Source organism: Erythrobacter ani (assembly GCF_019204025.1).
GTDB classification, from domain to species: Bacteria; Pseudomonadota; Alphaproteobacteria; order Sphingomonadales; family Sphingomonadaceae; genus Erythrobacter; species Erythrobacter ani.
The window spans coordinates 950,942-974,266 of record NZ_JAGSPB010000002.1 but is presented as its reverse complement, the minus strand read 5'-3'; the positions used below and the strand labels follow the sequence as shown (position 1 = coordinate 974,266).

26 protein-coding genes and 1 tRNA gene are annotated in these 23,325 nt (G+C 59.4%); 8 read left to right on the top strand and 19 right to left on the bottom strand.

What is annotated here, in order from left to right:
* Positions 1–1,026 (bottom strand): aspartate-semialdehyde dehydrogenase, encoded by a 1,026-nt coding sequence (locus KCG45_RS11695; protein WP_218317382.1) that lies wholly within the window; start codon positions 1,024–1,026, stop codon positions 1–3.
* Between the two features lie 79 nt (positions 1,027–1,105).
* On the opposite strand from KCG45_RS11695, the gene KCG45_RS11690 reads away from it, so the two are divergent.
* Positions 1,106–1,966, top strand: a complete 861-nt coding sequence (locus tag KCG45_RS11690; protein WP_218317381.1) for an alpha/beta fold hydrolase — start codon at positions 1,106–1,108, stop codon at positions 1,964–1,966.
* Here KCG45_RS11690 and KCG45_RS11685 read toward each other — a convergent pair whose 3' ends face one another.
* From KCG45_RS11685 to KCG45_RS11640, 10 genes are all read right to left on the bottom strand, one after another.
* Positions 1,967–4,228 (bottom strand): S9 family peptidase, encoded by a 2,262-nt coding sequence (locus KCG45_RS11685; RefSeq protein ID WP_218317380.1) that lies wholly within the window; start codon positions 4,226–4,228, stop codon positions 1,967–1,969. It abuts the gene before it with no gap.
* Between the two features lie 131 nt (positions 4,229–4,359).
* Positions 4,360–4,728 carry a 50S ribosomal protein L19 gene (rplS, locus tag KCG45_RS11680; RefSeq protein ID WP_369410780.1) on the bottom strand — a complete coding sequence of 123 codons (369 nt, stop codon included), beginning with the start codon at positions 4,726–4,728 and terminating at the stop codon, positions 4,360–4,362.
* Positions 4,725–5,474 carry a tRNA (guanosine(37)-N1)-methyltransferase TrmD gene (trmD, locus tag KCG45_RS11675; protein WP_218317379.1) on the bottom strand — a complete coding sequence of 250 codons (750 nt, stop codon included), beginning with the start codon at positions 5,472–5,474 and terminating at the stop codon, positions 4,725–4,727. Before trmD ends, rplS begins: the two co-directional genes overlap by 4 nt.
* On the bottom strand, positions 5,471–5,821 hold the full coding sequence (locus KCG45_RS11670; protein ID WP_218317378.1) for a hypothetical protein: 351 nt from the start codon (positions 5,819–5,821) through the stop codon (positions 5,471–5,473). Before KCG45_RS11670 ends, trmD begins: the two co-directional genes overlap by 4 nt.
* On the bottom strand, positions 5,809–6,774 hold the full coding sequence (locus KCG45_RS11665) for a carbon-nitrogen hydrolase family protein (RefSeq protein ID WP_218317377.1): 966 nt from the start codon (positions 6,772–6,774) through the stop codon (positions 5,809–5,811). Before KCG45_RS11665 ends, KCG45_RS11670 begins: the two co-directional genes overlap by 13 nt.
* The gene (rimM, locus tag KCG45_RS11660; protein ID WP_218317376.1) at positions 6,771–7,286 is read right to left on the bottom strand and encodes a ribosome maturation factor RimM; all 516 of its coding nucleotides are present in this window, start codon (positions 7,284–7,286) and stop codon (positions 6,771–6,773) included. The genes KCG45_RS11665 and rimM overlap by 4 nt, the downstream gene beginning before the upstream one ends.
* Positions 7,287–7,295: 9 nt before the next feature.
* The gene (rpsP, locus tag KCG45_RS11655) at positions 7,296–7,883 is read right to left on the bottom strand and encodes a 30S ribosomal protein S16 (protein WP_218317375.1); all 588 of its coding nucleotides are present in this window, start codon (positions 7,881–7,883) and stop codon (positions 7,296–7,298) included.
* Positions 7,884–7,936: 53 nt separating this feature from the next.
* Positions 7,937–9,406 carry a signal recognition particle protein gene (gene ffh, locus KCG45_RS11650; protein WP_218317374.1) on the bottom strand — a complete coding sequence of 490 codons (1,470 nt, stop codon included), beginning with the start codon at positions 9,404–9,406 and terminating at the stop codon, positions 7,937–7,939.
* 121 nt (positions 9,407–9,527) lie between these two features.
* A tRNA-Ala gene (locus tag KCG45_RS11645) sits at positions 9,528–9,603 on the bottom strand.
* A 94-nt stretch (positions 9,604–9,697) separates the two neighbouring features.
* A complete protein-coding gene (locus tag KCG45_RS11640; protein WP_218317373.1) occupies positions 9,698–10,045 on the bottom strand; it encodes a TIGR02300 family protein in 348 nt (115 codons plus the stop codon).
* Positions 10,046–10,212: 167 nt separating this feature from the next.
* On the opposite strand from KCG45_RS11640, the gene aroA reads away from it, so the two are divergent.
* The 7 genes from aroA to KCG45_RS11605 all read left to right on the top strand — a co-directional run bounded on the left by aroA (position 10,213) and on the right by KCG45_RS11605 (position 16,461).
* A complete protein-coding gene (gene aroA, locus KCG45_RS11635) occupies positions 10,213–11,532 on the top strand; it encodes a 3-phosphoshikimate 1-carboxyvinyltransferase (RefSeq protein WP_218317372.1) in 1,320 nt (439 codons plus the stop codon).
* On the top strand, positions 11,529–11,801 hold the full coding sequence (locus tag KCG45_RS11630; protein WP_218317371.1) for a CBU_0592 family membrane protein: 273 nt from the start codon (positions 11,529–11,531) through the stop codon (positions 11,799–11,801). The genes aroA and KCG45_RS11630 overlap by 4 nt, the downstream gene beginning before the upstream one ends.
* Positions 11,798–12,007 carry a hypothetical protein gene (locus tag KCG45_RS11625; protein ID WP_218317370.1) on the top strand — a complete coding sequence of 70 codons (210 nt, stop codon included), beginning with the start codon at positions 11,798–11,800 and terminating at the stop codon, positions 12,005–12,007. Before KCG45_RS11630 ends, KCG45_RS11625 begins: the two co-directional genes overlap by 4 nt.
* Entirely contained in the window at positions 12,004–12,630 is a 627-nt protein-coding gene (gene cmk, locus KCG45_RS11620) for a (d)CMP kinase (RefSeq protein ID WP_218317369.1), read from the top strand. The genes KCG45_RS11625 and cmk overlap by 4 nt, the downstream gene beginning before the upstream one ends.
* A gap of 290 nt (positions 12,631–12,920) precedes the next feature.
* Positions 12,921–14,627 carry a 30S ribosomal protein S1 gene (rpsA, locus tag KCG45_RS11615; RefSeq protein WP_218317368.1) on the top strand — a complete coding sequence of 569 codons (1,707 nt, stop codon included), beginning with the start codon at positions 12,921–12,923 and terminating at the stop codon, positions 14,625–14,627.
* A 92-nt stretch (positions 14,628–14,719) separates the two neighbouring features.
* Positions 14,720–15,475 carry a hydroxyacylglutathione hydrolase gene (gene gloB / locus KCG45_RS11610; RefSeq protein ID WP_218317367.1) on the top strand — a complete coding sequence of 252 codons (756 nt, stop codon included), beginning with the start codon at positions 14,720–14,722 and terminating at the stop codon, positions 15,473–15,475.
* A 50-nt stretch (positions 15,476–15,525) separates the two neighbouring features.
* Entirely contained in the window at positions 15,526–16,461 is a 936-nt protein-coding gene (locus KCG45_RS11605) for an NADPH:quinone oxidoreductase family protein (protein WP_439648923.1), read from the top strand.
* A 71-nt stretch (positions 16,462–16,532) separates the two neighbouring features.
* On the opposite strand, the gene KCG45_RS11600 is transcribed toward KCG45_RS11605, so the two are convergent.
* The 8 genes from KCG45_RS11600 to KCG45_RS11565 all read right to left on the bottom strand — a co-directional run bounded on the left by KCG45_RS11600 (position 16,533) and on the right by KCG45_RS11565 (position 23,067).
* On the bottom strand, positions 16,533–17,063 hold the full coding sequence (locus KCG45_RS11600) for a F0F1 ATP synthase subunit B family protein (RefSeq protein WP_218317365.1): 531 nt from the start codon (positions 17,061–17,063) through the stop codon (positions 16,533–16,535).
* Positions 17,056–17,550, bottom strand: a complete 495-nt coding sequence (locus KCG45_RS11595) for a F0F1 ATP synthase subunit B family protein (protein WP_218317364.1) — start codon at positions 17,548–17,550, stop codon at positions 17,056–17,058. Before KCG45_RS11595 ends, KCG45_RS11600 begins: the two co-directional genes overlap by 8 nt.
* An 85-nt stretch (positions 17,551–17,635) precedes the next feature.
* Positions 17,636–17,863, bottom strand: coding sequence for a F0F1 ATP synthase subunit C (locus KCG45_RS11590; protein WP_027442220.1), 228 nt, complete (start codon positions 17,861–17,863; stop codon positions 17,636–17,638).
* A gap of 52 nt (positions 17,864–17,915) precedes the next feature.
* Complete coding sequence (locus tag KCG45_RS11585; protein WP_218317667.1) at positions 17,916–18,674, bottom strand: F0F1 ATP synthase subunit A; 759 nt, start codon at positions 18,672–18,674, stop codon at positions 17,916–17,918.
* A gap of 80 nt (positions 18,675–18,754) precedes the next feature.
* Positions 18,755–19,081 carry an AtpZ/AtpI family protein gene (locus KCG45_RS11580; RefSeq protein ID WP_218317363.1) on the bottom strand — a complete coding sequence of 109 codons (327 nt, stop codon included), beginning with the start codon at positions 19,079–19,081 and terminating at the stop codon, positions 18,755–18,757.
* A gap of 163 nt (positions 19,082–19,244) precedes the next feature.
* A complete protein-coding gene (locus KCG45_RS11575; protein WP_218317362.1) occupies positions 19,245–19,634 on the bottom strand; it encodes a YdbL family probable chaperone protein in 390 nt (129 codons plus the stop codon).
* 38 nt (positions 19,635–19,672) lie between these two features.
* Positions 19,673–19,933, bottom strand: coding sequence for a YnbE family lipoprotein (locus tag KCG45_RS11570; RefSeq protein ID WP_255548146.1), 261 nt, complete (start codon positions 19,931–19,933; stop codon positions 19,673–19,675).
* Positions 19,930–23,067, bottom strand: coding sequence for an intermembrane phospholipid transport protein YdbH family protein (locus KCG45_RS11565; protein ID WP_218317361.1), 3,138 nt, complete (start codon positions 23,065–23,067; stop codon positions 19,930–19,932). The genes KCG45_RS11570 and KCG45_RS11565 overlap by 4 nt, the downstream gene beginning before the upstream one ends.
* Positions 23,068–23,325 lie beyond the last annotated feature (258 nt).

Genomic DNA, 23,325 nt, shown 5'->3' with positions numbered 1-23,325 from the left:
TCAGCCTTTCTTCAGGTGACGCCGTCCAAGCAATTCAGCGATCTGCACCGCATTGAGCGCAGCGCCTTTGCGCAGATTGTCGGACACGCACCACAGCGTGATGCCGTTTTCGACCGTGGGATCGTCGCGCACGCGGCTAATATAAGTGGCGCTGTCACCCGCGCTCTCGACCGGAGTAACGTAGCCCTCGTCCTCGCGCTTATCGACAAGCATGATGCCAGGCGCCTCGCGCAGGATGTCTTGCGCCTGTTCTGCAGAAAGCTCCTTTTCGAACTCGATGTTCACCGCTTCGGAATGGCCCACAAACACTGGTACGCGCACGCATGTCGCGTTGAGCTTAATCTTGGGGTCGAGGATCTTCTTGGTCTCGACCATCATCTTCCACTCCTCCTTCGTCGATCCATCGTCGAGGAAGACATCGATATGCGGGATGACGTTGAAAGCGATTTGTTTCGTGAACTTCGTCGGTTCGACCGGATCGCCCACGAAAATCGCGCGACTTTGTTCGAACAACTCGTCCATTCCGGCCTTGCCTGCGCCAGAAACGGATTGGTAGGTCGATACGATCACCCGCTTGATAGTGGCAGCCTTGTGAAGCGGAGCGAGTGCCACCACCAGCTGCGCGGTCGAGCAATTCGGATTGGCGATGATGTTACGCTCTTTGTAACCGTCGATTGCATCGGGGTTCACTTCGGGCACGATCAGCGGCACGTCCGGTTCCATTCGATAGAGCGACGAATTGTCGATCACCACGCATCCTGCCGCCGCCGCCTTTGGCGCGTATTCCTTCGCCGGGCCTGAGCCTGCCGCAAACAAGGCAATGTCCCAGCCTGTCCAATCGAAATGCTCGATATTCCTGCATTTCAACATCTTGCCGGTGTCGCCGTATTCGACCTCGCTGCCCTGCGAACGGCTGGAAGCGACAGCAGCCACTTCATCGACGGGAAACTCCCGCTCGGCGAGGATCTGCATCATTTCGCGCCCGACATTTCCGGTCGCGCCGACAACGGCTACGCGGTAACCCAATTCCCATACTCCACTTCAAAGCTGTTTGCGTGCCTCGCTGACGGCACTACCGTCGCTTGGCAAGGTATAAGGTGGTTAAATGGATACCCAGAGCTGGCGTGCAAGGGCGCGCTATTTCGAGTTTAGAGGTGACAGGATCGCCTATTGGACGGGCGGAGACCCCGATGCGCGGCCCTTATTGCTCGTTCACGGCTTTCCGACCTGTACATGGGATTGGGTTCAAGTTTGGGAAACGCTCGGTACACGGCATCACCTGATCGGATGTGACATGCTGGGCTTTGGTCTGTCGGAAAAGCCGCGGGTCGGATACTCGATCCACCGCCAGGCGGATGTACAGGAAGCGCTGCTGGATCACCTTCGCGTCGCTCAATTCGACGCGCTGGTACACGATTACGGAGTGTCGGTCGGGCAGGAGTTGCTGGCGCGGCAACAGGATGGTTCTGGTGTGACGGGTCTCGGACGGATGGTCTTCCTCAACGGCGGTATCTTTCCGGATCAGCATAGGCCTCGGCCCATCCAGAAGCTGGGTGTATCGCCCCTGGGATTTCTCGTAGGGCTGCTGATGAGCCGTAAAGGTTTCGGCAAAGGCTTTTCCGAGGTTTTCGGACCGGACACGCAGCCGACTGAGCGCGAACTGGATGAGTTCTGGGAGTTTATCAGCCACAAAAAAGGCAATCGGATCACGCACAAGCTGCTTCACTACATCGCCGACCGCGTAAAGCATAAGCAGCGCTGGGAACGCGCACTCGTAAGAGCGCAAGACCGCATCGGCCTTATCAACGGGGCGCTCGATCCCGTTTCCGGCCGGCACGCATACGAACGATGGCGCGAAGTGGTGCCAGGTGCAAAACACCACCTGATTGAAACTGTCGGTCACTACCCCCAGGTCGAAGCGCCTCATGAGGCCGCGGCCGTGATCTTGGGGTGGCTGGCGGAGTAATTACTCCGGCGGCGTGACCCCATGTGCCTTGAGGAACCGAAATATCGTGTTCCAGAGGTGCGGTGATATGTTCTCACCCGCCACGCGGTGCGTGTAGCCGGGATAAAGCATCATCTCGAATGGGACATTGCCTTCTTGCAACACACTGATCAGCTCTGACGAGTTTTCGAACACGACGTTGTCGTCTGCCATGCCGTGAATCAGCAACAACGGATCGCTGATCATATTTGCGTCGGGGATAGCGCTCGCCGCTTCATACGCTTCAGGCACTTCGCGCGGGTTGCCCATATACCGCTCGGTATAGTGCGTGTCGTATAGCTCCCACTTGGTTACCGGCGCGCCTGAAATGCCCGCGGCATACAGCCCTGGATCGGCCTGCAACTGTTTCAGCGTCATGTAGCCGCCGTATGACCAGCCGTAGAGCGCGATCTTGTCCGGATCGACGAAGTCGAGCGTCTTCAGATACTCCGCGCCGACCTTCTGATCGCGCACCTCAACGCCGCCCATCGCGCGGTAGAGCGGCTGTTCGAAGTCGACCCCGCGATTGGCCGTGCCGCGATTGTCGAGCGCGAAGTAGATGTAGCCCTTGTCGACGATGGCCTGCGCAAGCGCGCCCTGCCAGCCCTTGTCGACGATCTGAGGACCGGGGCCGGAATAGTGGTAGTAGAAGACCGGATAACGCTTGCCCGGCTCCATCTCCGGCTTGAGCATCATCCAGTGCAGCTCTGTACCGTCCTTGGCGCCCACCGTGCCATATTCGGGCGTGACGTGGCTCGCGAGGAACGGGGCATAGGGATGGTCGGTGTCGAGCGCGTTTTCCTCGATCCACGTCAGTCGCGCGCCGGACGTATCCGCCAGGTAACTTTGCGAAGACTGGTCTGTCTTGGACCGCGTCACGTAAAGCGTGCGCCCCTTGGCATCCATGCTCGCTGAATTCACGAAATCGCTGTCGGTCAGCAATTGCGGCTGGCCTGATCCATCAAGCGTGGCACGGTAGATCTGCTGGGTAAGAACGTCTGCTGTTGCTTGATAGAAAAACTCGCCCGTTTCCTCATTCACACCAACTAGAGACGTCGTCGGCGATGCACCGCCGGTAAGGCGAAGCCAGTCCTCGCCGTCAAAGCGGTAGAAATGCCCGTAGCCGTCGCGCTCCGACCACCACAGTAAACTACCGTCCGCCAGGAAGCGGTAATTGTCCGACAGGTTGATCCAGTAATCATCGCGCGCCGCGTTTTCGGTGAACCATATCTCGCTTTCGCCAGTGGCGGGGTCCACCTTCAACATGTCGAGCACGGTCTGCGCGCGGTTCTGCCGCTGGACATAGAGGTAATCGTCCGGCCCCCAGTTGACACGGGCGAGGTAGATATCGGTTTCGCCACCGAGATCCACCTTCACGCGATTGCCGCCATCCGGATCCATCACGAACAGTTCGACAAACGCGTTGTCACTGCCTGCAACGGGATAACGCTGATCGAAAACCTTCGTCCCTGTGGCGCCAATAGCCGCACGGGTGACGATGCCGACCGGGCTTTCATCGGTTCGCTGGACAGCGATCCGCTGGTCGTTCTGACCCCACCAATATCCCGTGAGGCGGCTCATTTCCTCCTGAGCAACGAATTCCGCTTCGCCCCAGCGGATTGTTTCGCCTTCCTTCGGCGTTATCGGAGCGGGCTCTTTGCCGACTTCTCCGACCCATAATTGGCGGTCGCGCACGAACGATACGTAGCCAGCCTTAGGCGACAGTTTCGGATTGAGCTCGGTCGCCTCCGTATCAGTCAGTTGTCGCGGTACACTGCCGGTTTGTGCGTGACCGGTCTCGTCGATGAATTCCGCATGGAGTTCGACGAAGTAAAGATCGCCATCAAGTGGCACCAAGACCCCCGAACCATCGCTTGCCCACTGATAGGAAATGATCCCTTTCAGATTGCCGACCCGCGCACGCTCGCGCTGCATTTTTTCATCTTCGGAAAGCTCGCGGCCACTTCCCAGCGCCTCACTGTCGATCAGCATCGACCATTCTCCGGTCGACACATCAAAGCCCCACAGATCGTACCTTTCGCGCTCATCCTCTCGGTTGCGCAGCAACGTGAGATAGCGCCCGTCAGGAGAGAGCTTTGCCTGCCGCGGTGCTGGTCCGTCGAGGGACGGCGAGGCGAAAACGCGCTCTAGCGAGAGGTCCCCTGGTCGGTTCACCGTGTGGTCGTCCGCGGTTGCCGAAGCGGCGAGAATGGCGGCTGTAGCGGCGAGAATGGATAGACGCATGTCAAGGAAAGCCCCTCAATTCGAATGAATTGCTCGCTTCACTTGCAAGAGCGCCAGCCAATGGCAAGAGGCCCAATGAAAAAGGGCGGCCCGCACAGGACCGCCCTTCCGAATTCGCTGTTGCGAGAGGCTTATGCCTTGGGTGCGTTGTCCCGGCGTTCGGCGATACGCGCACGCTTACCGGTGCGACCACGCAGATAGTACAGCTTCGCGCGGCGCACGACGCCGCGGCGCACCACGGTGATGCTGTCAACGATCGGCGCATAAAGCGGGAAGACACGCTCTACACCTTCGCCAAAACTCATTTTTCGGACGGTGAAGTTGGAGCCCATGCCGCGGTTTGAACGCGCGATTACGACGCCTTCGAAGTTCTGCACACGTTCGCGGTTGCCTTCCGTCACCTTCACGCCGACACGAACGGTGTCGCCCGCGCGGAATTCGGGAATCTCTTTTTCGACCTTGCCGATTTCTTCGGCTTCGATTTGCTGGATCAGGTTCACTGGTCCGTTTCCTTGTTCTTTCGCCGCGCGCCAGAGGCAGACTGGTCCCGAACGCCCTCATGACGTTCCCAAAGGTCCGGCCTGCGTAACCGAGTGATCTCTTCCGACTTGGCTTTACGCCATGCCGCAACCTTCGCATGATCCCCCGATCGCAGCACTTTGGGGATCGTGCGCCCTTCCCATTCCTGAGGTCGGGTATATTGCGGGTATTCTAAGAGGCCGTCTTCGAACGACTCTTCATGCCCGCTACAAGCCGCGCCCATTACGCCGGGAAGCAGCCGAATGCAAGCATCGAGTATGGCGAGCGCGGCGGGTTCTCCGCCCGAAAGGACGATGTCTGCAAGGCTAACCTGCTCAATCTCGGGCCGGGCTTCGAACAGGCGCTCGTCGAAGCCCTCGAACCGGCCGCAGATTAGGGTAACGCCGGGGCCGCAGGCGATCTCGCGAATGCGCTCCTGCGTGATCGGTTTGCCGCGCGGGGTCATGGCGAGGATTGGCGCATCCGGTTGTCGCTCAATGACGTGATCGACCGCCGCGCCGAGGATGTCGGCCTTAAGCACCATCCCCGCCCCGCCGCCGGCTGGCGTGTCATCAACGGTGCGGTGCTTATCGGTGGCGAAGTCGCGAGGGTTGACGGTCGCGAAGGACCAGTCGCCGCGCTCGAGCGCCTTGCCTGCGAGCGACGTGCCGAGCGGCCCGGGGAACATTTCTGGGTAGAGGGTGAGGATGGTGGCGGCGAAGGTCATTTGCGCGGAAATTTCTTGCGACCATAAAAAACATGCGCTGCGAAAAAGAAGCTGGCGATGGCGACCGCCAGCAAAATCGGCCATCCATAAATTAGGAATACCATTGGTCCCATATAGTATTCCGCGACCGGCGGTTCCTGTAGCAAAGCCAAGTCAATCTTCTGCCAAATCCAGAAATATCCGATCACCGCAAGAGTGGGAGAAAGACCGGCCACAGTCACCTTCAGCGGGTCAGGTATCCGATCAAACCGAACGCTCAACACCCGTCCAAGAGCAAATGCGACCGCATGCGCTATAATGATGGGCACAAGCACAACCGGAAGCCAGAATGATGTTATGTCTTCCAATTCACCCCATCCTTCGCCCGCGTATCGACACTAAGCTCAAACACATCGGGCCGCGAATAGTGGCCGTCTGTGTCGAGGCTCGCCAGCCCCTGCCCGATTTCTGAGAGGTCCAGCTCGGCGTGGAGGATTTCCTCGCCCTCGCCGGCCTGCGCCAGTACCCGCGCATCTGGTGCGATAATCATGGAGCCGCCGCGGTTGAGCGTGTCGCCCTCGATAGCTTCGAACAGCGCTTTCACGTCGGCATTCCCGCCGACCCGCTCCAGCCCCTCGAACATGTCGCCACGCCATTGCACCAGCCCCGCCGCCAGCACGAAGCAGCGCCCCTCCATCGCGTAATGACGTGAAGCGATGCCATATTCCTCCCGCACGGTCGGCCAGGCCGCCACATGGACGCTCTCGCCCAGATTGTGCATCGCCGCGCGCGCCAAGGGCATCCAGTGTTCCCAGCAGATCAGGTTTCCGGCCCGACCCCATTCGGCCTGATGCACGCCCAGCGTCGAACCGTCGCCGCGCATCCAGATCAGGCGCTCGCCATGGGTTGGCACCAGCTTGCGGTGATCGAGAGGCGCTTCTCCGGGCCGGAAAAGAAGTTGGTTGTTATAAAGGCTCTGCCGCACCCGCTCATGCGCACCGAGCGATATCAGCGCGCCGCTTTCGTCGCACAATTCCTGCAAGGGCAGCAGCCGCTCGTCACCCGGGACAATCGCATTTTCGAGCATGATCTGGTGGCACGCCTTGGTCCCCGGATGGTCCCACAAAGCCGCACCCGGTGCCTCGTCGAGCCACAGCGGATAGCCTCCGAGGAAGGTTTCGCCAAACGCGACGAGCTTCGCCCCAGCCTCAATCGCTTCACGCGCAAGGCGCGTTGCTTTCTCGATACCTCCATCGAAATCGAGCGGAATTGGTGCAGCCTGGCAAATCGCGACGCTGAGAGTGCTTGGGGTATTGGTCATTCGGCGAACTCCTTTGCAATCACCATTCGCGCCACATCCCAGTCCGTTACAGCCTCCGCGGTCATCGGCACCATGAAGGTCTTCATTCCTTTCGCTGGCGCAGGATCTTTCTCGATCTCGACAATGTCAGTCGCGCCGAAATTTTGGATGCCGATCACCTTGCCAACGGCAACGCCGTCATCGGTTTGCACAGGGAGACCAATGAGATCGGCATGGTAGAATTCGTCCTGCTCCAATTCGGGCAGCGCATCGCGCGGCACCGTGAGGACCGTCCCGCGTAGTTTCTCGGCATCGGTGCGGCTGCTCACCTCGGCGAAGCGTGCAATCGCTCCGCCTTTGTTGTCCGAACGCACTTTTTTCAGCGTCAAAGCGCCGTTGTTGAATGAGTTATGGTGGGAGAGGGCTTCGACACCATCGCCAAACAGCTTGAGGCGGACCTCTCCCGAGACACCGTGCGCACCGGTGATCGCGGCAAGTTCCACGGTCCGGTGCGCATCGTTGTTTTCTTGCATGAGAGAGGCTTACTCGGCCTTTTCTTCCGCGGTGTCTTCCTTGGCGTCATCGGCCGGTGCTTCTTCAGCAACGGTGTCATCAGCCTGCTCGTTGGTTTCGCCGCCTTCTGCAGTCTGCTCCGCGATTGCCGCTTCGTCTGCAGCGGTGTCGCCTTCGTTCTCAACAGCGTCAGCAACGGCTTCAGCGGTCTCTTCCGACTTGGCCGAACCGGTTGCATCGTTTTCGGCTTCCGCTGCAGCCTTGGCTGCTTCTTCAGCTTCCTTGGCCTTCTCAGCCTTTTCTTCAGCGCGTTCCTTGGCCTTCTCGCCAGGCTCGGCCTTGTTTGGGTTGTTGCGCGCTTCCCGCTCCATGATGCCCGCGGCATCGAGGAAACGCAGGACGCGGTCGGAAGGCTTCGCGCCAACACCGAGCCAATATTTGGCGCGGTCTTCGTCGAGCTTCACGCGGTTCTCGTCATCCTTTGCGAGCAATGGATTATAGGTACCGATCTGCTCAAGATATTTGCCGTCACGCGGGCTGCGGGAATCGGATACGACGATGCGATAATACGGACGCTTCTTTGCGCCGCCGCGCGAAAGCCGGATTGCTACTGCCATTTGAAATTACCTTTCGAGTTTAAATATCTGTATTCATGTCAGTTTATTAGAAGTTACTTTTTGGACCCCGGACCGCCGAGACCGGGAAGTCCGCCGGGCGGCATTCCGCCACCGAGGCCGCCCATACCGCCGCCAGGGCCACCCATTTCGGGCATACCGCCGCCACCGAACATGGCCGCAAGACCTTTCAGCCCGCCCATTTTCTTGATCTGTTTCATGGCGCGGCCCATTTCCTGGTGCATCTTGAGCAGCTTGTTGACTGTTTGCACGTCAGTGCCGCTGCCCGCCGCGACGCGTTTCTTGCGCTTGGCATTCATCACACCGGGATGCGCACGCTCTTTCGCCGTCATCGATCCGATGATCGCATCCATGTGAACGAGCACCTTGTCGTCCATGTTCGATGCGGCCATCGCCGCTTTCGCCTTCTTCATACCCGGCATCATGCCTGCGAGCATCCCTAGCCCGCCCATATTCTGCATCTGCTTCAGTTGCATGCGCAGGTCGTTGAGGTCGAATTTGCCCTTCTCAAAATTCTTCGCAAGCTGCTCGGCCTCTTCCTCCTTGATCGTCGCCGCCGCTTTCTCGACAAGGCTGACAACGTCGCCCATGCCGAGAATCCGGTCGGCGACGGAGCCGGGGCGGAACGGTTCGATCGCATCGAGCTTTTCACCCGTGCCCGCGAACTTGATCGGCTTGCCGGTGACGGCACGCATGGACAGCGCCGCACCGCCGCGTGCATCGCCGTCCATACGCGTCAGGACGACGCCGGTGAGCGGCACTTCATCGGTGAAGCTCTTGGCGACATTGACCGCGTCCTGACCTGTCAGGGAGTCGACCACCAGCAGCACTTCGGTTGGCGTAGAAACTTGGCTGACCGCCTTCATTTCCGCCATCAGCGCTGCATCGACGTGCAAACGCCCTGCCGTGTCGAGTAGCAGGACATCGAAATTCTGGAGCCGCGCCGATTCCATGGCACGCCTCGCAATATCGACCGGCTGCTGGCCGGCGACGATCGGCAATGTGGCGATGTCTACCTGCTCGCCTAGCACAGCCAATTGCTCTTGTGCCGCTGGACGGTTGACGTCGAGCGAGGCCATCATCGCTTTCTTGCCGTGCTTCTCACGGATCAGCTTGCCAAGCTTCGCGGTCGTAGTTGTCTTACCGGAGCCCTGGAGTCCCACCATCATGATGACCACCGGCGGCTTCGCTTCGAGGATCAGACCTTCACCCGCCATGGAGCTCTGCGGATCGTCGGGGTCACCGCCGAGCGTACGCACAAGCTCATCATGGACGATCTTGACGACCTGCTGGCCGGGGCTGACGGCTTTCAGGACTTCCTGACCGACAGCCTTTTCCGTAACCGCGTCGATGAAACGGCGCGCAACCGGCAGGGCGACATCTGCCTCAAGCAATGCAATCCGCACCTCGCGCATCGCATCGCGCACGTCCTGCTCTTTAAGAGCGCCGCGGCCTTTGAGCTTGTCAAAGACGCCGCCTAGGCGGTCGGACAGATTGTCAAACATCGTCTCTAACTCCCTCATGCCAATCGCGACATGGATCAAACGCGAAAAACGCCGGCGAACGAAACCTCGTTGGCCAGCGTGCGAAACCTTCTCAAGAAGGTTCGACTTGAATCTTGATCGATGGTGGAGCCTAGCGGGATCGAACCGCTGACCTCAACACTGCCAGTGTTGCGCTCTCCCAGCTGAGCTAAGGCCCCGTTTCATCGATTGTGACCCTACGAAATATAAGGCCAAAACCCTGCTCTCGCAAGGGAGCGCTCCGATAAGACCGCTCCCTGCGAAAAGCAAGAATTAATTGTCGTCGTCGTCGTCGTCGCCCTTGCCTTTGGCCACGCCAAGGTCATCGTCTCCGCCGAGATCGACGTCGTTATCGGGCGAATCTTCTTCGTCGTCGATGTTCTCGATGTCTTTCAGTTCATCATCTTCATCGTCGTCGCCGGAAAGATCGCTGTCGGCCTCGCCATCCTTCTTCTTCTTGGCATCATCGAAAGGGATCGGCTGCTTCGATTTCAGCACCGGTTCGGGGTACCATTCTTCGCCGCACTCGATGCAGGTCACAGGCTCATCGTTGCCGAGGTCGTAGAAGCGTTCCCCGCATTTGGGGCAGGAACGCTTGGTGCCCCATTCTGGCTTGGCCATTCTCACTAAATCCTTAGTCTTGCCCGCCCATCTGGCGGCTGCGTGATTTCGTATTTTATTGGGACCGGATCATACCGGAATCAAGATCGCGGCGCGCCTTGCCAGATGCACGGGGCACTGTCAAAGCAACGCGTCTCGGACGCCGACGTAATCACGGACCTTCGCAATTGCCAGCCCACACATTTCATACTTCCGGTCCGCTCACGGGAACTATCCGCGTTCCCGGCGACAAATCGATCAGCCACCGCGCGTTGATGTTTGCCTCGCTTGCCGTAGGCGAGAGCACGATTGATGGCTTGTTGGAAGGAGAGGATGTACTCGCCACCGCATCCGCCATGCGGCAGCTGGGGGCCGGTATCGAGCGCGGCGATAGCGGCACATGGCGCGTCCACGGCGTTGGTGCTGGTAGCCTGCTGGAGCCGCGACAGGCGCTCAACATGGGCAATTCCGGAACATCGACGCGGCTTTTGATGGGATTGCTGGCCAGCCAGGGCTTCAGTGCGACCTTCACCGGCGATGCCAGCTTGTCGGGGCGCCCGATGAACCGAGTAATCGAACCGCTTTCGCAGATGGGCGCAAATTTCGAGGCCTCTTCCGGGGGAACCCTGCCGTTGACGCTGCGCGGTGCTCTTCCGGCAACCCCGATAACCTACCGACTTCCGGTCGCCAGCGCGCAAGTAAAGAGCGCGGTGCTGCTTGCAGGACTCAACACGCCCGGCATCACTAGCGTGATCGAGCCGATCGCAACCCGCGATCATACCGAGCGGATGCTTGCAGGCTTCGGAGCGCATATAGAAATCGGCAAGCAGGATGGTGAGCGCCTGATCTCAATCCATGGCGAGGCTGATCTCACCCCTCAATGCGTTGTAGTCCCCGGTGATCCCTCATCAGCAGCCTTTTTCATCGTGGCAGCACTTATTGTACCGGGAAGCGACATCATCATCGAGAATGTCGGAATGAACACGACACGCGCAGGAATTGTGCACGCCCTGCGCCAAATGGGGGGATCGATCGACGAGCTGAACCCGCGAGATGTTGGCGGCGAGTCGGTGGCCGATCTGCAGGTGCGCCATTCGGCACTGACCGGAGCAGATATAGACCCTGCGCTCGCCCCCAGCATGATTGATGAATTTCCCGCGCTGTTCGTCGCCGCTTCGCTCGCGCAAGGCACTACGCGCACGAGCGGACTCGAAGAATTGCGCGTGAAGGAAAGCGACCGGCTGTCGGTCATGGCCGAAGCGCTGACTTTAGCAGGTGCGCGCGTGGAAGAACACGATGACGGCCTGACGATTCACGGCACCGGCGGCGATCCGCTCACCGGCACACCGGAAAGCACCAGCGTCGAGACGAATCTGGATCACCGCATCGCGATGAGCATGGCGGTTGCTGGCCTGGCGAGCCGCTCCGGAGTGCGCGTTGACGACACCGCCCCGATTGCGACGAGCTTTCCGACATTCATGGACCTTCTGGCAGGAGCAACGCAGTGATCGCTGATCTCGATTGGGCGAGCTATGTCGGCTTCGTTGGCACTGCCTGCATTATCGGCGCGTACGCCTATCTCACTTATGTCGAAAAGCCGAACCCGTTCGTTCTGCACGGCGTCAACTTGTCTGGCGCCGCGTTGCTAACAGTGTCACTGATGGTTCACACCAATTGGCCCAGCCTTGTGCTGGAGGGGTTTTGGGCTGCGATAGCCATCTTCGGTCTCTTCAAGGCGTTGCGCGCTCGCAAGCGCCGCGACACAAAGCCGACGTGATTAGACGCCGCATCTTCGCCGCCGCTATCCTTGTCGTATTCGCCGTCGGCTCGGCGCTCTACTGGAACGATGGCGCCGCCGACTGGATGCTTTTGGGCATCAATCTTGCCGCAGCCGGCGTAGGATTGATGGTGCTTCATTTTCGTTGGCGTCCTAGGGAGCGCCGCCCGCTTTCGCGGCAAAAGGCCAAGGACATTTTCTCATGATCATCGCCGTCGACGGCCCGACCGCGTCGGGCAAGGGCACCATTGCAAGAAGGCTTGCAGCGCATCTCGATCTTCCGCTCCTCGATACCGGCCTGCTCTATCGCGCGGTCGGCCAGCAGGTCTGGCTGAACGGCGGTAACCCCGATGTCGAGGCGGATGCGGTCACCGCATGCGAATTCGACGATGAATTGCTGGCAGATGACATCCTGCGCTCAGAGGATGTCGGAGGCCTGGCGAGCCGGGTGTCTGTCCATCCCGGCGTCCGGAAAAAGCTGTTCGAACGGCAACGGATATTCGCGACGCAGCCCGGCGGCGCAATCCTCGATGGACGCGATATCGGCACGGTCATCGCGCCGGAAGCCGATGTGAAGCTGTTCATCACCGCGAGCGTTCAGGAGCGTGCGCGGCGGCGATGGCTCGAGATGACGGATCGCGGCATCGAGGTGCAATTGGCCGAGGTCGAAGCAGACATAGCAAGGCGCGACGCCCGCGATATCAATCGAACCGACGCCCCGTTGAAAGCTGCGCCGGACGCGCTCATCATCGACACGACCAGCTTCGACCGCGATCAGGTATTCGAAACAGTACTGGAGGCGGTGGAGCAGACCCTGCCTGAACAGTAGGCTGCTGAAGAAAAATCAGCGGCACTCGGCCCGTATCTCGCTAGGCTTGGCCGACCTGCAACACAGCGCATTCCGCTTGCTTTCGCAGCCCGGATCGCTTAGTCGCGCGCCCGTCCCCGCAATCCCCGGAATACTTCGGAATGATTGTATGGACCTGAGCGGCGGCATCCGGCCTCGCGCAGACGTCGGCCTCTTGCCCTGCTAGCCCTCGCAATGGTGCGTGGGAGGCAGTTTAAGACCCCGGAAAACCGGTGGCCGGTAGCAAAACGATAGACAGGATTATTCCTCTTATGGCGACTTCGCCCAACCCTACGCGCGACGATTTCGAAGCGCTTCTCAACGAACAACTCGGCGGCGCCGACAGCGACGGTTTCGAAGGCCGCGTTGTGAAAGGCACCGTAACTGCGATCGAAGCCGGCATGGCCGTGGTCGACGTAGGCCTCAAATCTGAAGGCCGCATCAATCTGAAGGAATTCGCGCGCGGCGAAGACGAGCATGGTCTCGAAGTCGGTAGCGAAGTCGAAGTGTATGTCGACCGCGTGGAGAACGCCGACGGCGAAGCAATGCTCAGCCGCGACCGCGCCCGCCGCGAAGCGGCTTGGGACAAGCTTGAAAACGAATTTGGCGAAAGCGCCCGTGTCGAAGGCCGCATCTTCGGTCGCGTCAAAGGCGGCTTCACCGTCGATCTCGACGGCGCAGTGGCCTTCCTGCCCGGCAGCCAGGTGGATATCCGCCCGGTGCGCGATGTCACCCCGCTGATGGACATGCCGCAGCCGTTCCAGATCCTGAAAATGGATCGTCGCCGCGGCAACATTGTGGTCTCGCGCCGAGCCGTTCTCGAAGAAACGCGCGCCGAACAGCGCAGCGAGCTGATCGACAAGCTGGCCGAAGGTCAGGTTATCGACGGCGTGGTCAAGAACATCACCGATTACGGTGCATTCGTAGACCTCGGCGGCATCGACGGCCTGCTGCACGTCACCGACATGAGCTACAAGCGGGTCAATCACCCGAGTGAGATCATCGAAATCGGCCAGATCGTAACTGTGCAGATCGTGCGCATCAATTCCGATACGCAGCGCATCAGCCTTGGTATGAAGCAGCTCGAAAGCGATCCGTGGGATGGCGTGGCGGCGAAGTATCCGGTGGGCGCGAAGCTCTCGGGTACCGTTACCAACATCACCGAATATGGTGCTTTCGTCGAGTTGGAAGCAGGCATCGAAGGCCTCGTTCACGTCAGCGAGATGAGCTGGACCAAGAAGAACGTCCACCCTGGCAAGATCGTCAGCACTTCGCAGGAAGTCGAAGTGATGGTCCTCGAAGTCGACAGCGAAAAGCGTCGGATTTCGCTCGGTCTCAAACAGGCTCAGGGCAATCCTTGGGACGAGTTTGCCGAGAAGTATCCGGTTGGCGCCGAAGTCGAAGGCGAAGTCAAGAATGCTACCGAGTTCGGTCTGTTCATCGGTCTCGACGGCGACGTCGACGGCATGGTCCACATGTCGGACATCGCCTGGGGCATTTCGGGCGAAGACGCGCTGGCGCTTCACCGCAAGGGTGAACAGGTCAAGGCGGTCGTTCTTGACGTCGATGTCGAGAAAGAGCGCATTAGCCTCGGCATGAAGCAGCTCGAAAAGGGCGCGCCTTCGGCAGATGGCGCCGATGCCAGCGCGCTGCGCAAGGGTCAGACCGTCACTGTCACCGTTCTCGAAGTCCGCGATGGCGGTCTCGAAGTTCAGGTTGGCGACGATGGTGCGACCGGCTTCATCAAGCGTTCGGACCTCGGCCGCGACCGCGACGAGCAGCGTCCCGACCGCTTCCAGGTTGGCAGCAAGGTCGACGCAATGGTCACCGGTTTCGACCGTTCGAAGAAGCCGAACTTCTCGATCAAGGCGCGTCAAATCGCCGAAGAGAAGGAAGCAGTGCAGCAGTTCGGTTCATCCGACAGCGGCGCATCGCTCGGCGACATTCTTGGCGAAGCTCTGAAGAAGAGCGACGACTAAACCAACCGCCATTATGGCAAAATCAAAGGCCCGTTCTCCCTTCGGGAGAGCGGGCCTTTTCTCATTGGACGACCCGATGTAGGATCGAGCGCATGCTTACTGTCCATCAGTTCCCCTGCCTGTCCGATAATTACGGCTTCCTGCTGCACAATTCGGTCACGAATGAAACCGCAGCGATCGATACGCCCGATGCCGCAGAGTATCTGAAACAGGCCGAGGCCAAAGGCTGGACCATCACCCATATCTGGAACACACACTGGCACCCTGACCACGCAGGCGGAAACAAGGCCATTGTCGAGGCCACCGGCGCGCGCGTCCTCGCACCCAAAGAAGTTGAAAAGCTGTCTCCAATCGACCGCGTCGTCAGCCACGGCGACTGCGTGAACCTTGGCGAACACCGCGCTGACATTATCGACGTATCGGGCCACACCAACGGTCACATTGCCTATCACATCGTGGAAGAGGGCATGGCGTTCGTGGGCGATGCAATTTTCGCGCTCGGGTGTGGGCGAATGTTCGAAGGAGAGCCCAAGCAGTTTTGGTCGAGCCTCGAGCGGATCAAACGCATGTCGACCGCCACCACGCTCTATTGCGCGCACGAATACACGGAGGCGAACGCCGAATTCGCGCTGCACGCCGATCCTGACAACGCGGCACTCCATGCCTATGTCGACGAGATCAAAGATAAACGCTCTCGGGGCGAGCCGACCGTGCCCACCGTCCTAAAACGCGAACTCGCCACCAATCCATTTCTGCGCGCGGACGACCCTGCAATGATGGCAAAATGGGGCGGCAGCGAACCACACGAAACCTTTGCCGCGCTGCGCCAAGCCAAAGACAATTTCTAACGACTGTGCAGGCGTTAAAGGTTCAACAGCTTAGCAGCGACCTCAGCGGGGTGGAGTTCGTCGATGGGAGGGCCCCCAACCGTAGTTCCGATGAAGTGCTGGTCCGAGTCCATGCTGCCTCGCTGAACTATCCCGACCTGTTGATGACGCGCGGCGAATACCAGTTCAAACCCGAACCCCCTTTCATCAGCGGACTCGAACTAGCTGGGCAGGTGATCGAAGCCGATCCAGACAGCGGATTCGCACCCGGTGACCGGGTAATGGGAGGGAACAAGATCGGAGCCTTTGCCGAAATCGCAAGCATTCCGGTGCGTGGTCTTTCGCCGATCCCGGAAGGCGTCGATTATGCATCGGCCGCAGCGATGGGCGCCGCTTATTCTACAGCGTATACAGGGTTGGTCGAACTATGTGACTTGCAAGCGGACCAGTGGGTGCTGATCCACGGCGCGAGTGGCGGTGTCGGTCTCGCAGCTGTAGATCTTGCCAAAGCGCTTGGTGCCAAGGTTATCGCTGCAACGGGTGTGGAGGCAAAGCGTGAGAAGGTCGCCGAACTTTACCGGGCCGATGAGGTCATCCTGGCCGAAGGGAGGTTCAGGGAGCAGGTAAGCGAAACCACCGGAGGTGCGCTGGCTGACATCGTGTTCGATCCGGTCGGCGGCGATATTTTCGACGAGTCGACGAGATGCACGGCTTTTGGGGGCAAATTGGTCGTTGTAGGTTTTACGAGCGGACGTATCGCGACGGTCGCGGCCAACATACCATTGATAAAAGGGTTCTCGATCGTGGGCCTGCGCGCAGGGGAATATGCGCGCCGCTTTCCCGGACGCGGTGCGTCGATCACTGCCGCCATCGCTCAGCTGGCATCCACCAAACAGATCTCGCCAGCGATCGACCGGGTTCTGCCGCTCAGCCGATGGCGCGAGGGGTTCGAGGCAATGAAGAATCGTGAACTCGTTGGAAAAGTGATCTTCGAACCGGGAAGCTGAATACGAAAAAGGGCGGTTCCCACTGGTTTGCAGCAGGACCGCCCTTCCGTTTTCGAAACTGAACCTTCCGCTCAGAGCGAGGAAATGACCTCGTCGGCCAGCTTTGCATCGGCCTCGCTGGTATGACGCTCTGCAATGAGCTTTCGCGAGGCGCTGGCGGCTGCTTCGACAGCCTTGGCTTTGACGCCTGCGACCGCATCACGTTCGGCCGCCGCGATCTTGTCCTCGGCCATACGCTTGCGGCGTGCGACCATCGCTTCACTGTCCGTCTCAGCTTTTTCGAGGATGGCATCGGCTTCGCGCTGTGCGCCTTCCATCATCTTTTGCGCGTCTTCTTCAGCGCTGGCGATCTTGGCGGCGTATTCATCACGCAGCGTTTCCGCCTCCGCGCGAAGGCTCTTTGCCTCGTCCAGTTGCTGTTTGATCTCGGCGATCTTCTTATCAAGACCGCCGGTTATCATGCCTGGCACCTTTTTCCAGACAAACACGATGATGAGCACCAGCATGGCCAGCGACACCCACACATAATCTTGGATGCCGAAGGCAGATGGCGGTGCATAGTCAGCGCCTGCCGCGGCGAGGATGGTGAATGCATCAGGCATCGGTAAGCGCCTTCTTTACCGCAGATCTTGCAGTGCGTTTGTCGACCTTGCCGCCTGCGAGGCGCGCGACGATGTCTTGTGTGGCCTCGGCGGCGACGTCCTCAATCTCGGCCATGGCGCTTTCGCGCGCGGCTTCGATTTCGGCTTCGGCCTGTTCCAGCTTCGCATCGAGACGGGTCTGAGATTTCGCCAGCTTCGCCTCGGTCTTGGCCGCGGCTTCGGCCTTAGCCTCTGCAATTTTTGCCTGGGCAGCGGCACGGTTTTCGTTCTCGCGAACGCGCCACGCTTCTTCCTGCTCATCCGCTGCATCGCGCGCGCCCTGAGCAGCCGCGAGGTCGTCGGCGATCTGCTTGTCGCGCAGTTCGACCGTGCCCATCACCTTGGGCACCATACCGCGTCCAATAAGGAAAAACGTGATGCCGAAGAATACCAGCACCCAGAAAATCTGGCTGGAATAGAATTCAGCGAGTTGGGCTATCTGAGGCATGAGCCGGGTCCGAAATCTGCGATCAATGAAAGGATTGACGGGCTGGCGAACGAACTCGCCGGCCAGCCCGCTAAATCATGTTCGCTTATGCGACGAAGATCAGGATCATCGCGACGACGAACGCCAGCAGGCCGAGAAGCTCGGCTGCGGCGAAGCCGATGAACAAACGGCCTTGCTGGCCATCTGCCGCACCCGGATTGCGCAGCGCGCTTTCGAGGAACGAGCCGAAGACGTTACCCACGCCGATGGCTGCCATACCGGCACCGATTGCTGCGAGGCCTGCGCCGACGAGCTTGGCTGCTTCTGCTTCCATTTTAAAAAACTCCTTAGAAAATCAAAACTGTTGGAATGGAAAATTGATAGGATCAGTGAAGATGCTCGGCGTCATTGATGTACAGCGACGTGAGCAATGCAAAAACGTAGGCCTGAATGCCTGCGACAAGGATTTCCAGCGCGCTGATGGCGATCATCAGGGCGAAGCTGGGGATCGCAACGATCAGGCTGGTTCCGACACCTGCATTCAATCCGTCGATAACAAAGCTCGACAGCACCTTTAGCAGGACGTGTCCTGCCATCATGGCGACGAACAGACGCAGCGCGAGGCTGAATGGCCGGATCATGAACGAGAAGAATTCAATCAGCGCGATCGGGAGGATCATCGGCACCGGCGTACCGTGCGGCACGAACAGGGTGAAGAATTTGATGCCATGCTTCCAGAAACCGACAACAAGGACGATCGAAAAGCTGATGACGGCGAGGACGCCGGTCACAGTGAAATGGCTCGTAAAGGTGAACGGGTGGAGCCCCAACACGCCGATCGGCAGCAGGCCCAGCAGGTTTGCGAATAGGATGAACATGAAGAGGCTGAAGATGTAGGACACATATTTGCGCCCTTCCTTGCCCACGTTAGCTTCCAGCATGTCGTCGATAAAGCCAGTGAAGCTTTCCACCGCCATTTGCCAGCGCCCGGGCACCAGCTCGCGCTTCATGCCGCCGGCGACAAACGCCCACAGCAGGATGACCGTGATGGCCATCCACAGCGCGGAATTGGTGAACGCGATGTTGAAACCCGCCAGTTCCCAGTTGGCCGAGCCGAAAAGCGGCTCGATCAGGAACTGTTTCATCGGATCGACTTTGCCCTGTTCGGCTGCCACTGTCTGTCGGTCCCTAATACCTTATGCGAAACGCGCCCTTTTTCGCGATCCTATTCCGGATCGTCAGGACGCGCATTCGCCGCTCGAATAATGTTCCTGAAGGCCACGCCTATCCCTACGAACAGACCGACCAACAGACCCCATGGCAAAGTACCGACCAGCGCGTCGAACGCCCAGCCAATGACCATGCCTCCAAAGATTCCACCAAGCAGATCCGCCAGCACCCGGTTGCCGCTGCGATAATTCGCATCAGCCCCTTTGACCTTCGGCCGGTTGCGTTCATCTTCGCGCTCGCGTGCGGCTTTAAGCCGACTTTCGAGCGCATCGATCCGCGCATCCTCTGCGATGGATTCTCGTGCGGGCTTTTCGTCGCTCATGCCTGCTTCCAATTAGGGGTTGCGAGGCACACGCATAGAAGTGCCCGCCAAGGGCGACGCTCCCTTAGAAGGGGGGCATATCCAAGTCAACCGTGGCCCGCTTGTATTTGACGCACGATCCCTTGCGAAAACGTCGGCAAGGGCTCGCGCTTAACCGTTGCCGTTACGGACAGCGCGGATCACGCTGCGGTGGGGAGCTTGTGCGGGTCTGCCAGCTTCCATCGGGCGCCTGATATTTTTCACCCGGAACCGTGCGCGAAATTGCCTCACAACCGGCGGTGAGCGCATATTCTTCGAGCGTAGCGTTGTTCTGCTGCGCCTTGCGCGCGTAAACGGCACGGCGTTTGATATTGATATCGTTGACGAGCCGCTGGAGATCGGGCGTCGCCGATCCGACGATCCCAAGATATCCATCCATTTTCTCACCAACACTGCCATTGGCGCGCGCGGCCTCGTAAGCTGGGTCGCGCTGCGCCGCCGTCGGCACAGCCAAAGCAGTGACCGCGGCAACTCCGGCCGCCGCAGTTAAAACGAGATTTCGCATCTTACTCATCGTAATCTTACCCCTTGGCATGGTCCGAAAATTGCCGATTAAAAAATATCGGCGTTCTCATCGACCGTGTTGGCGGCGTCCTCAGCCAGCCGGTAAAGCACTTCGGCCCGGATGTTGATATTGAGCTCGATCACGATCGGCTCTTCAGGTGCAGAAACATTGATGCAACCATTCAGCATCGCCGCGCCCGCGACCAACAATCCGGTTTTGACCATCACCTTCTTCGCCCCAGAAGCTATACCCTGATGAGGATTGCTTTTGGCAGGACTACGGATTCCGGTCAATTTCGTGTCATTCATGGCTTATCCTCGCTTTCTGGAGGTTGAACGGGCGATTCATCGGCCCGCCGGGCATCGGTATTCGGCGCATCGCCGGGTTCGGGTATCTCGGGTCCGGGAACCGGTTCGCTGGTGCGATCGACGATTTCAAGGCTGCCCTGCCCCAATAGGCGTTCTTCGAAACCTTCTGCGAAGGCCGTGGGATCCGACCAACCGCGCGCGATCAGAGCCAGCTGCGAGAAATTCTCGGAACGAACGTTGATGTTGAAGCGGATGGGCAATTTGGCGAGGCGGCGCGTTACAAAGTTCTTTGATGCGCCCGCACCCTGGCGTACCCCGTCTATCTGGAATTTGGTTATGATCTCTCCAGCGACATTCCCGTCGAGCGCAATGCTCATTTGCTGGAAATCAAGCGAGCGGAGCGACTGGAACGCGTAATTGGCCATTGCCCCCAGATCTTCGTAAGTCAGATCGCCAACATAAGACACATTGCCGCCTGGTGGCCTTGATATCAGCAGCCCGCCGGTAATCGTCCCGTTACCCTCATCATCGAAGGTTATCGGAATCGTGCCATCGAACGTGCCCTCGGCGTCGAGGTTGGTCAGCTCCATCTGCGCGATGAAGGCTGCCGCCTCGAGAGCGATCATTTCGAACACATAGCTTTGTGAACCGGGCGCCCCATAGTTCAGCGTCACCGGGCGCAGGATCAATGTCCCGCCCATGAAAGGCCAGCGCGCGTCATTCACGGCGATGACCTCTCCATCGGTCACGGAAAAGCGCAGCTCGCCAGCAAGCACTTCTATACCTGGATTGACCGAGCCTATGCTTAGCGTCTGGTCGGGAGCCGTGGTCAGGCCCAAGAGGTCGGTAAATTCAATCGTTCCGCTGAGCCCGTCAACTGGCCCAAACGCGGCGGCAAGATCGAGGTCATCCGTTCCGAATGAGCCGGTGCTGGTAATGTCGCTGCCGTTCCAGCTGATCAGCCCTTCCCCGCTTACCGTGCCATCCGCAAAAGCGATCACACCCTTGGCAAGGTAGGTAAGATCTTCCGGGCTGAGGTTTTCATCGAATTCGACCCCGGGCACATCGATAACAGCCTGCCCGATCCCGCTGTTCAGATCGTGATCAAGATCGACAATCGTCACCAGGCGGCCGGTTCCAGGATGCAGAAGCCGCGTCCGGGCATCGATCCGGCTGTCTTTGAGGATGAGCGTGGCATCACGCGAAACCAGCGGTTCGAATCTCGCATCGCCTTCGATCCTTTCCGTGAGCCGGAATTCTCCTTCGTCGATAATGAGCGCGTCATCACGGTAAGCCCATCGGCCGCTTAGATCGGACAGGTCGAGCGGGACGAGATCGAGCTTGGCGGTGGCACCTGAGAACACGCCGCCAAGGTCATCGCCGAGATCGCCAGCCACTTCGTCGGCCGTGAGACGGACGGCGCTGCCTTCTTCCCCGATCGTCGCCTGCAAGCCCGACAGGCCGAAGCCACCGGGGTACGTGAATACAGCACTAGCTGCTGTCACCGACGCCGGCGAATCGCCAAGCTGACCGTTGAGCGCGATACCGCGCGTGGCCGCATCGATCTTGAGCGCGTCGTCGTAGCGGACCATTGCGCCCCCGGATCGTGGGCACAGCACAAGCGACTGTCCGCGCAAAGAGAGACTGTAGATCTCAAGCGCATCGAACCGAATCTCGCTGCATCTGCGGCCGACACTCAGGCCGCGGCGATCGTTCCATGCGCCGGAGACCGGCAACCGCAGGCCATCAACCGAACCGCCGGGGATGTCCCCGCTGGCCGCCAATGTTCCGTTGAAATCGATCGATCCGTCTGGCTCTTGCCGAACCTGCAACCGCGGAATTGCAAGGCGGTTCGGCCCGGCGGCGTATTCGGACATGGTCATTCGCAATGTAGACGCACCGCTTCCGGCGCGCTCCATTCGGCCATTGATTTGGGGTAATCCTGCCCCGCCCGTTATGAAATTCCCGGTCAGCTTGCTGCGACCCTTATCGTTCGACCAATTTAGGCGCGACAGTGCGAGGATCGATTCTCCCGAAGCGCTCCTGAGGCGCGCTTCGGGGACAACTATCGCGGTGCCGGAGGGCGTCGTTCGCACCGTCACATCGGCGGCAAATCCGCCGCCAGTGGCAGCACGGGTGAAGTTCCGCTCGAACTTCTGAAGCAGCGGTGCGATTAACGTACCTTCCGAAGACGATCTGGCGCCATTGAGCGCTCCCTTCGTTCCGTTCGCCAGCGCAAGTTCGTTACCAGCGATATCGGCGTTCCATTCAGTGCGAGCAAAGTCGGCATTGCTGCGCAGCGTCCCTGCTGCCTCAAGTTCTCCGATATCACCATAAGGGGAAGCAAATTGCTCGCCACTAAGATCGTGCCTGACATTGAGACCGTCCGCATCCCATTGGATGCCAAGGCTCCCTGCAAACCGGGCCAGCGAGTAGCCTTCGTATTCGGTGTCTGACACGGCGAGACTGGCGGTGCCATCGATTGCCGAAAAATCGCCTGCGACAGCGAATTCGGCTCCGATATCTGCAGATTCGACTGCGACACCATCGCACTCAATGCGCCCGAGACGGAGCGGCCCGTCAAACGTTGCCTCCCCGCCCTCTGTACCGATCTCGCCGAAGATCGTGGCAGTGTCGGCCATGCACTTTTCATTGCCAATTCCCGGCGCTGTCGCCGCAAGTGTACCAATAAACCCATCTTCCAGCGGACCACTGCCGTCGAGTTTTACGGCAACCGCCCCGTAATCGCTCTCGATCAGAGCACGCCCGTCGACAACTGAAAGATCGATTTCGGGCAATCCTGCGGGCTCTTCGCTTTCCGCAAAGACAAGCGGATCAAGCTCACCAAAACTGAGCTCGCCGTCGAAATATGTACCGAAAAGACGGGGGCGGACCAATTCGACACCCTCGACAGTCGGTGTCCGAAGGCCATAGTCGAGATTGATCGTCACTTCTTCTGCGGTGAGGTCGGGGGCATCCGGATCGCCCACCACCAGATTGGCGATCACCTGTCTCTGGGGATCGATTGAGACGATGTCGTATGTGGCCTCGAGATCATAACTTGTGAGCAGGTCATCGATGACATTGCCAGCAATACGTTCACGCGCGAACCAAGCGGCGGCAAACCCAATCATGATGATAATCAACAAGGTAAGGCTGATTCGCCAACGCCAGCGACTTGGCCAAAGGCGGCGCCGTGAGCCGATTGCGGCTTCGCTGGTATCAGAAGGCAGATCGGCTGCGACCATCGTTTGCACCACTTGCGCGTATCGCCATGTAAAGGCAATGAAGTTCCTTGGAAGGACCAAGCGAGTTCTGATTTACATGGCTATGAGGGGGCAGCTTGCCAGAAGCTGACGATGGGTTCGACTTCGGTCAGGCGGGCGCTTCCA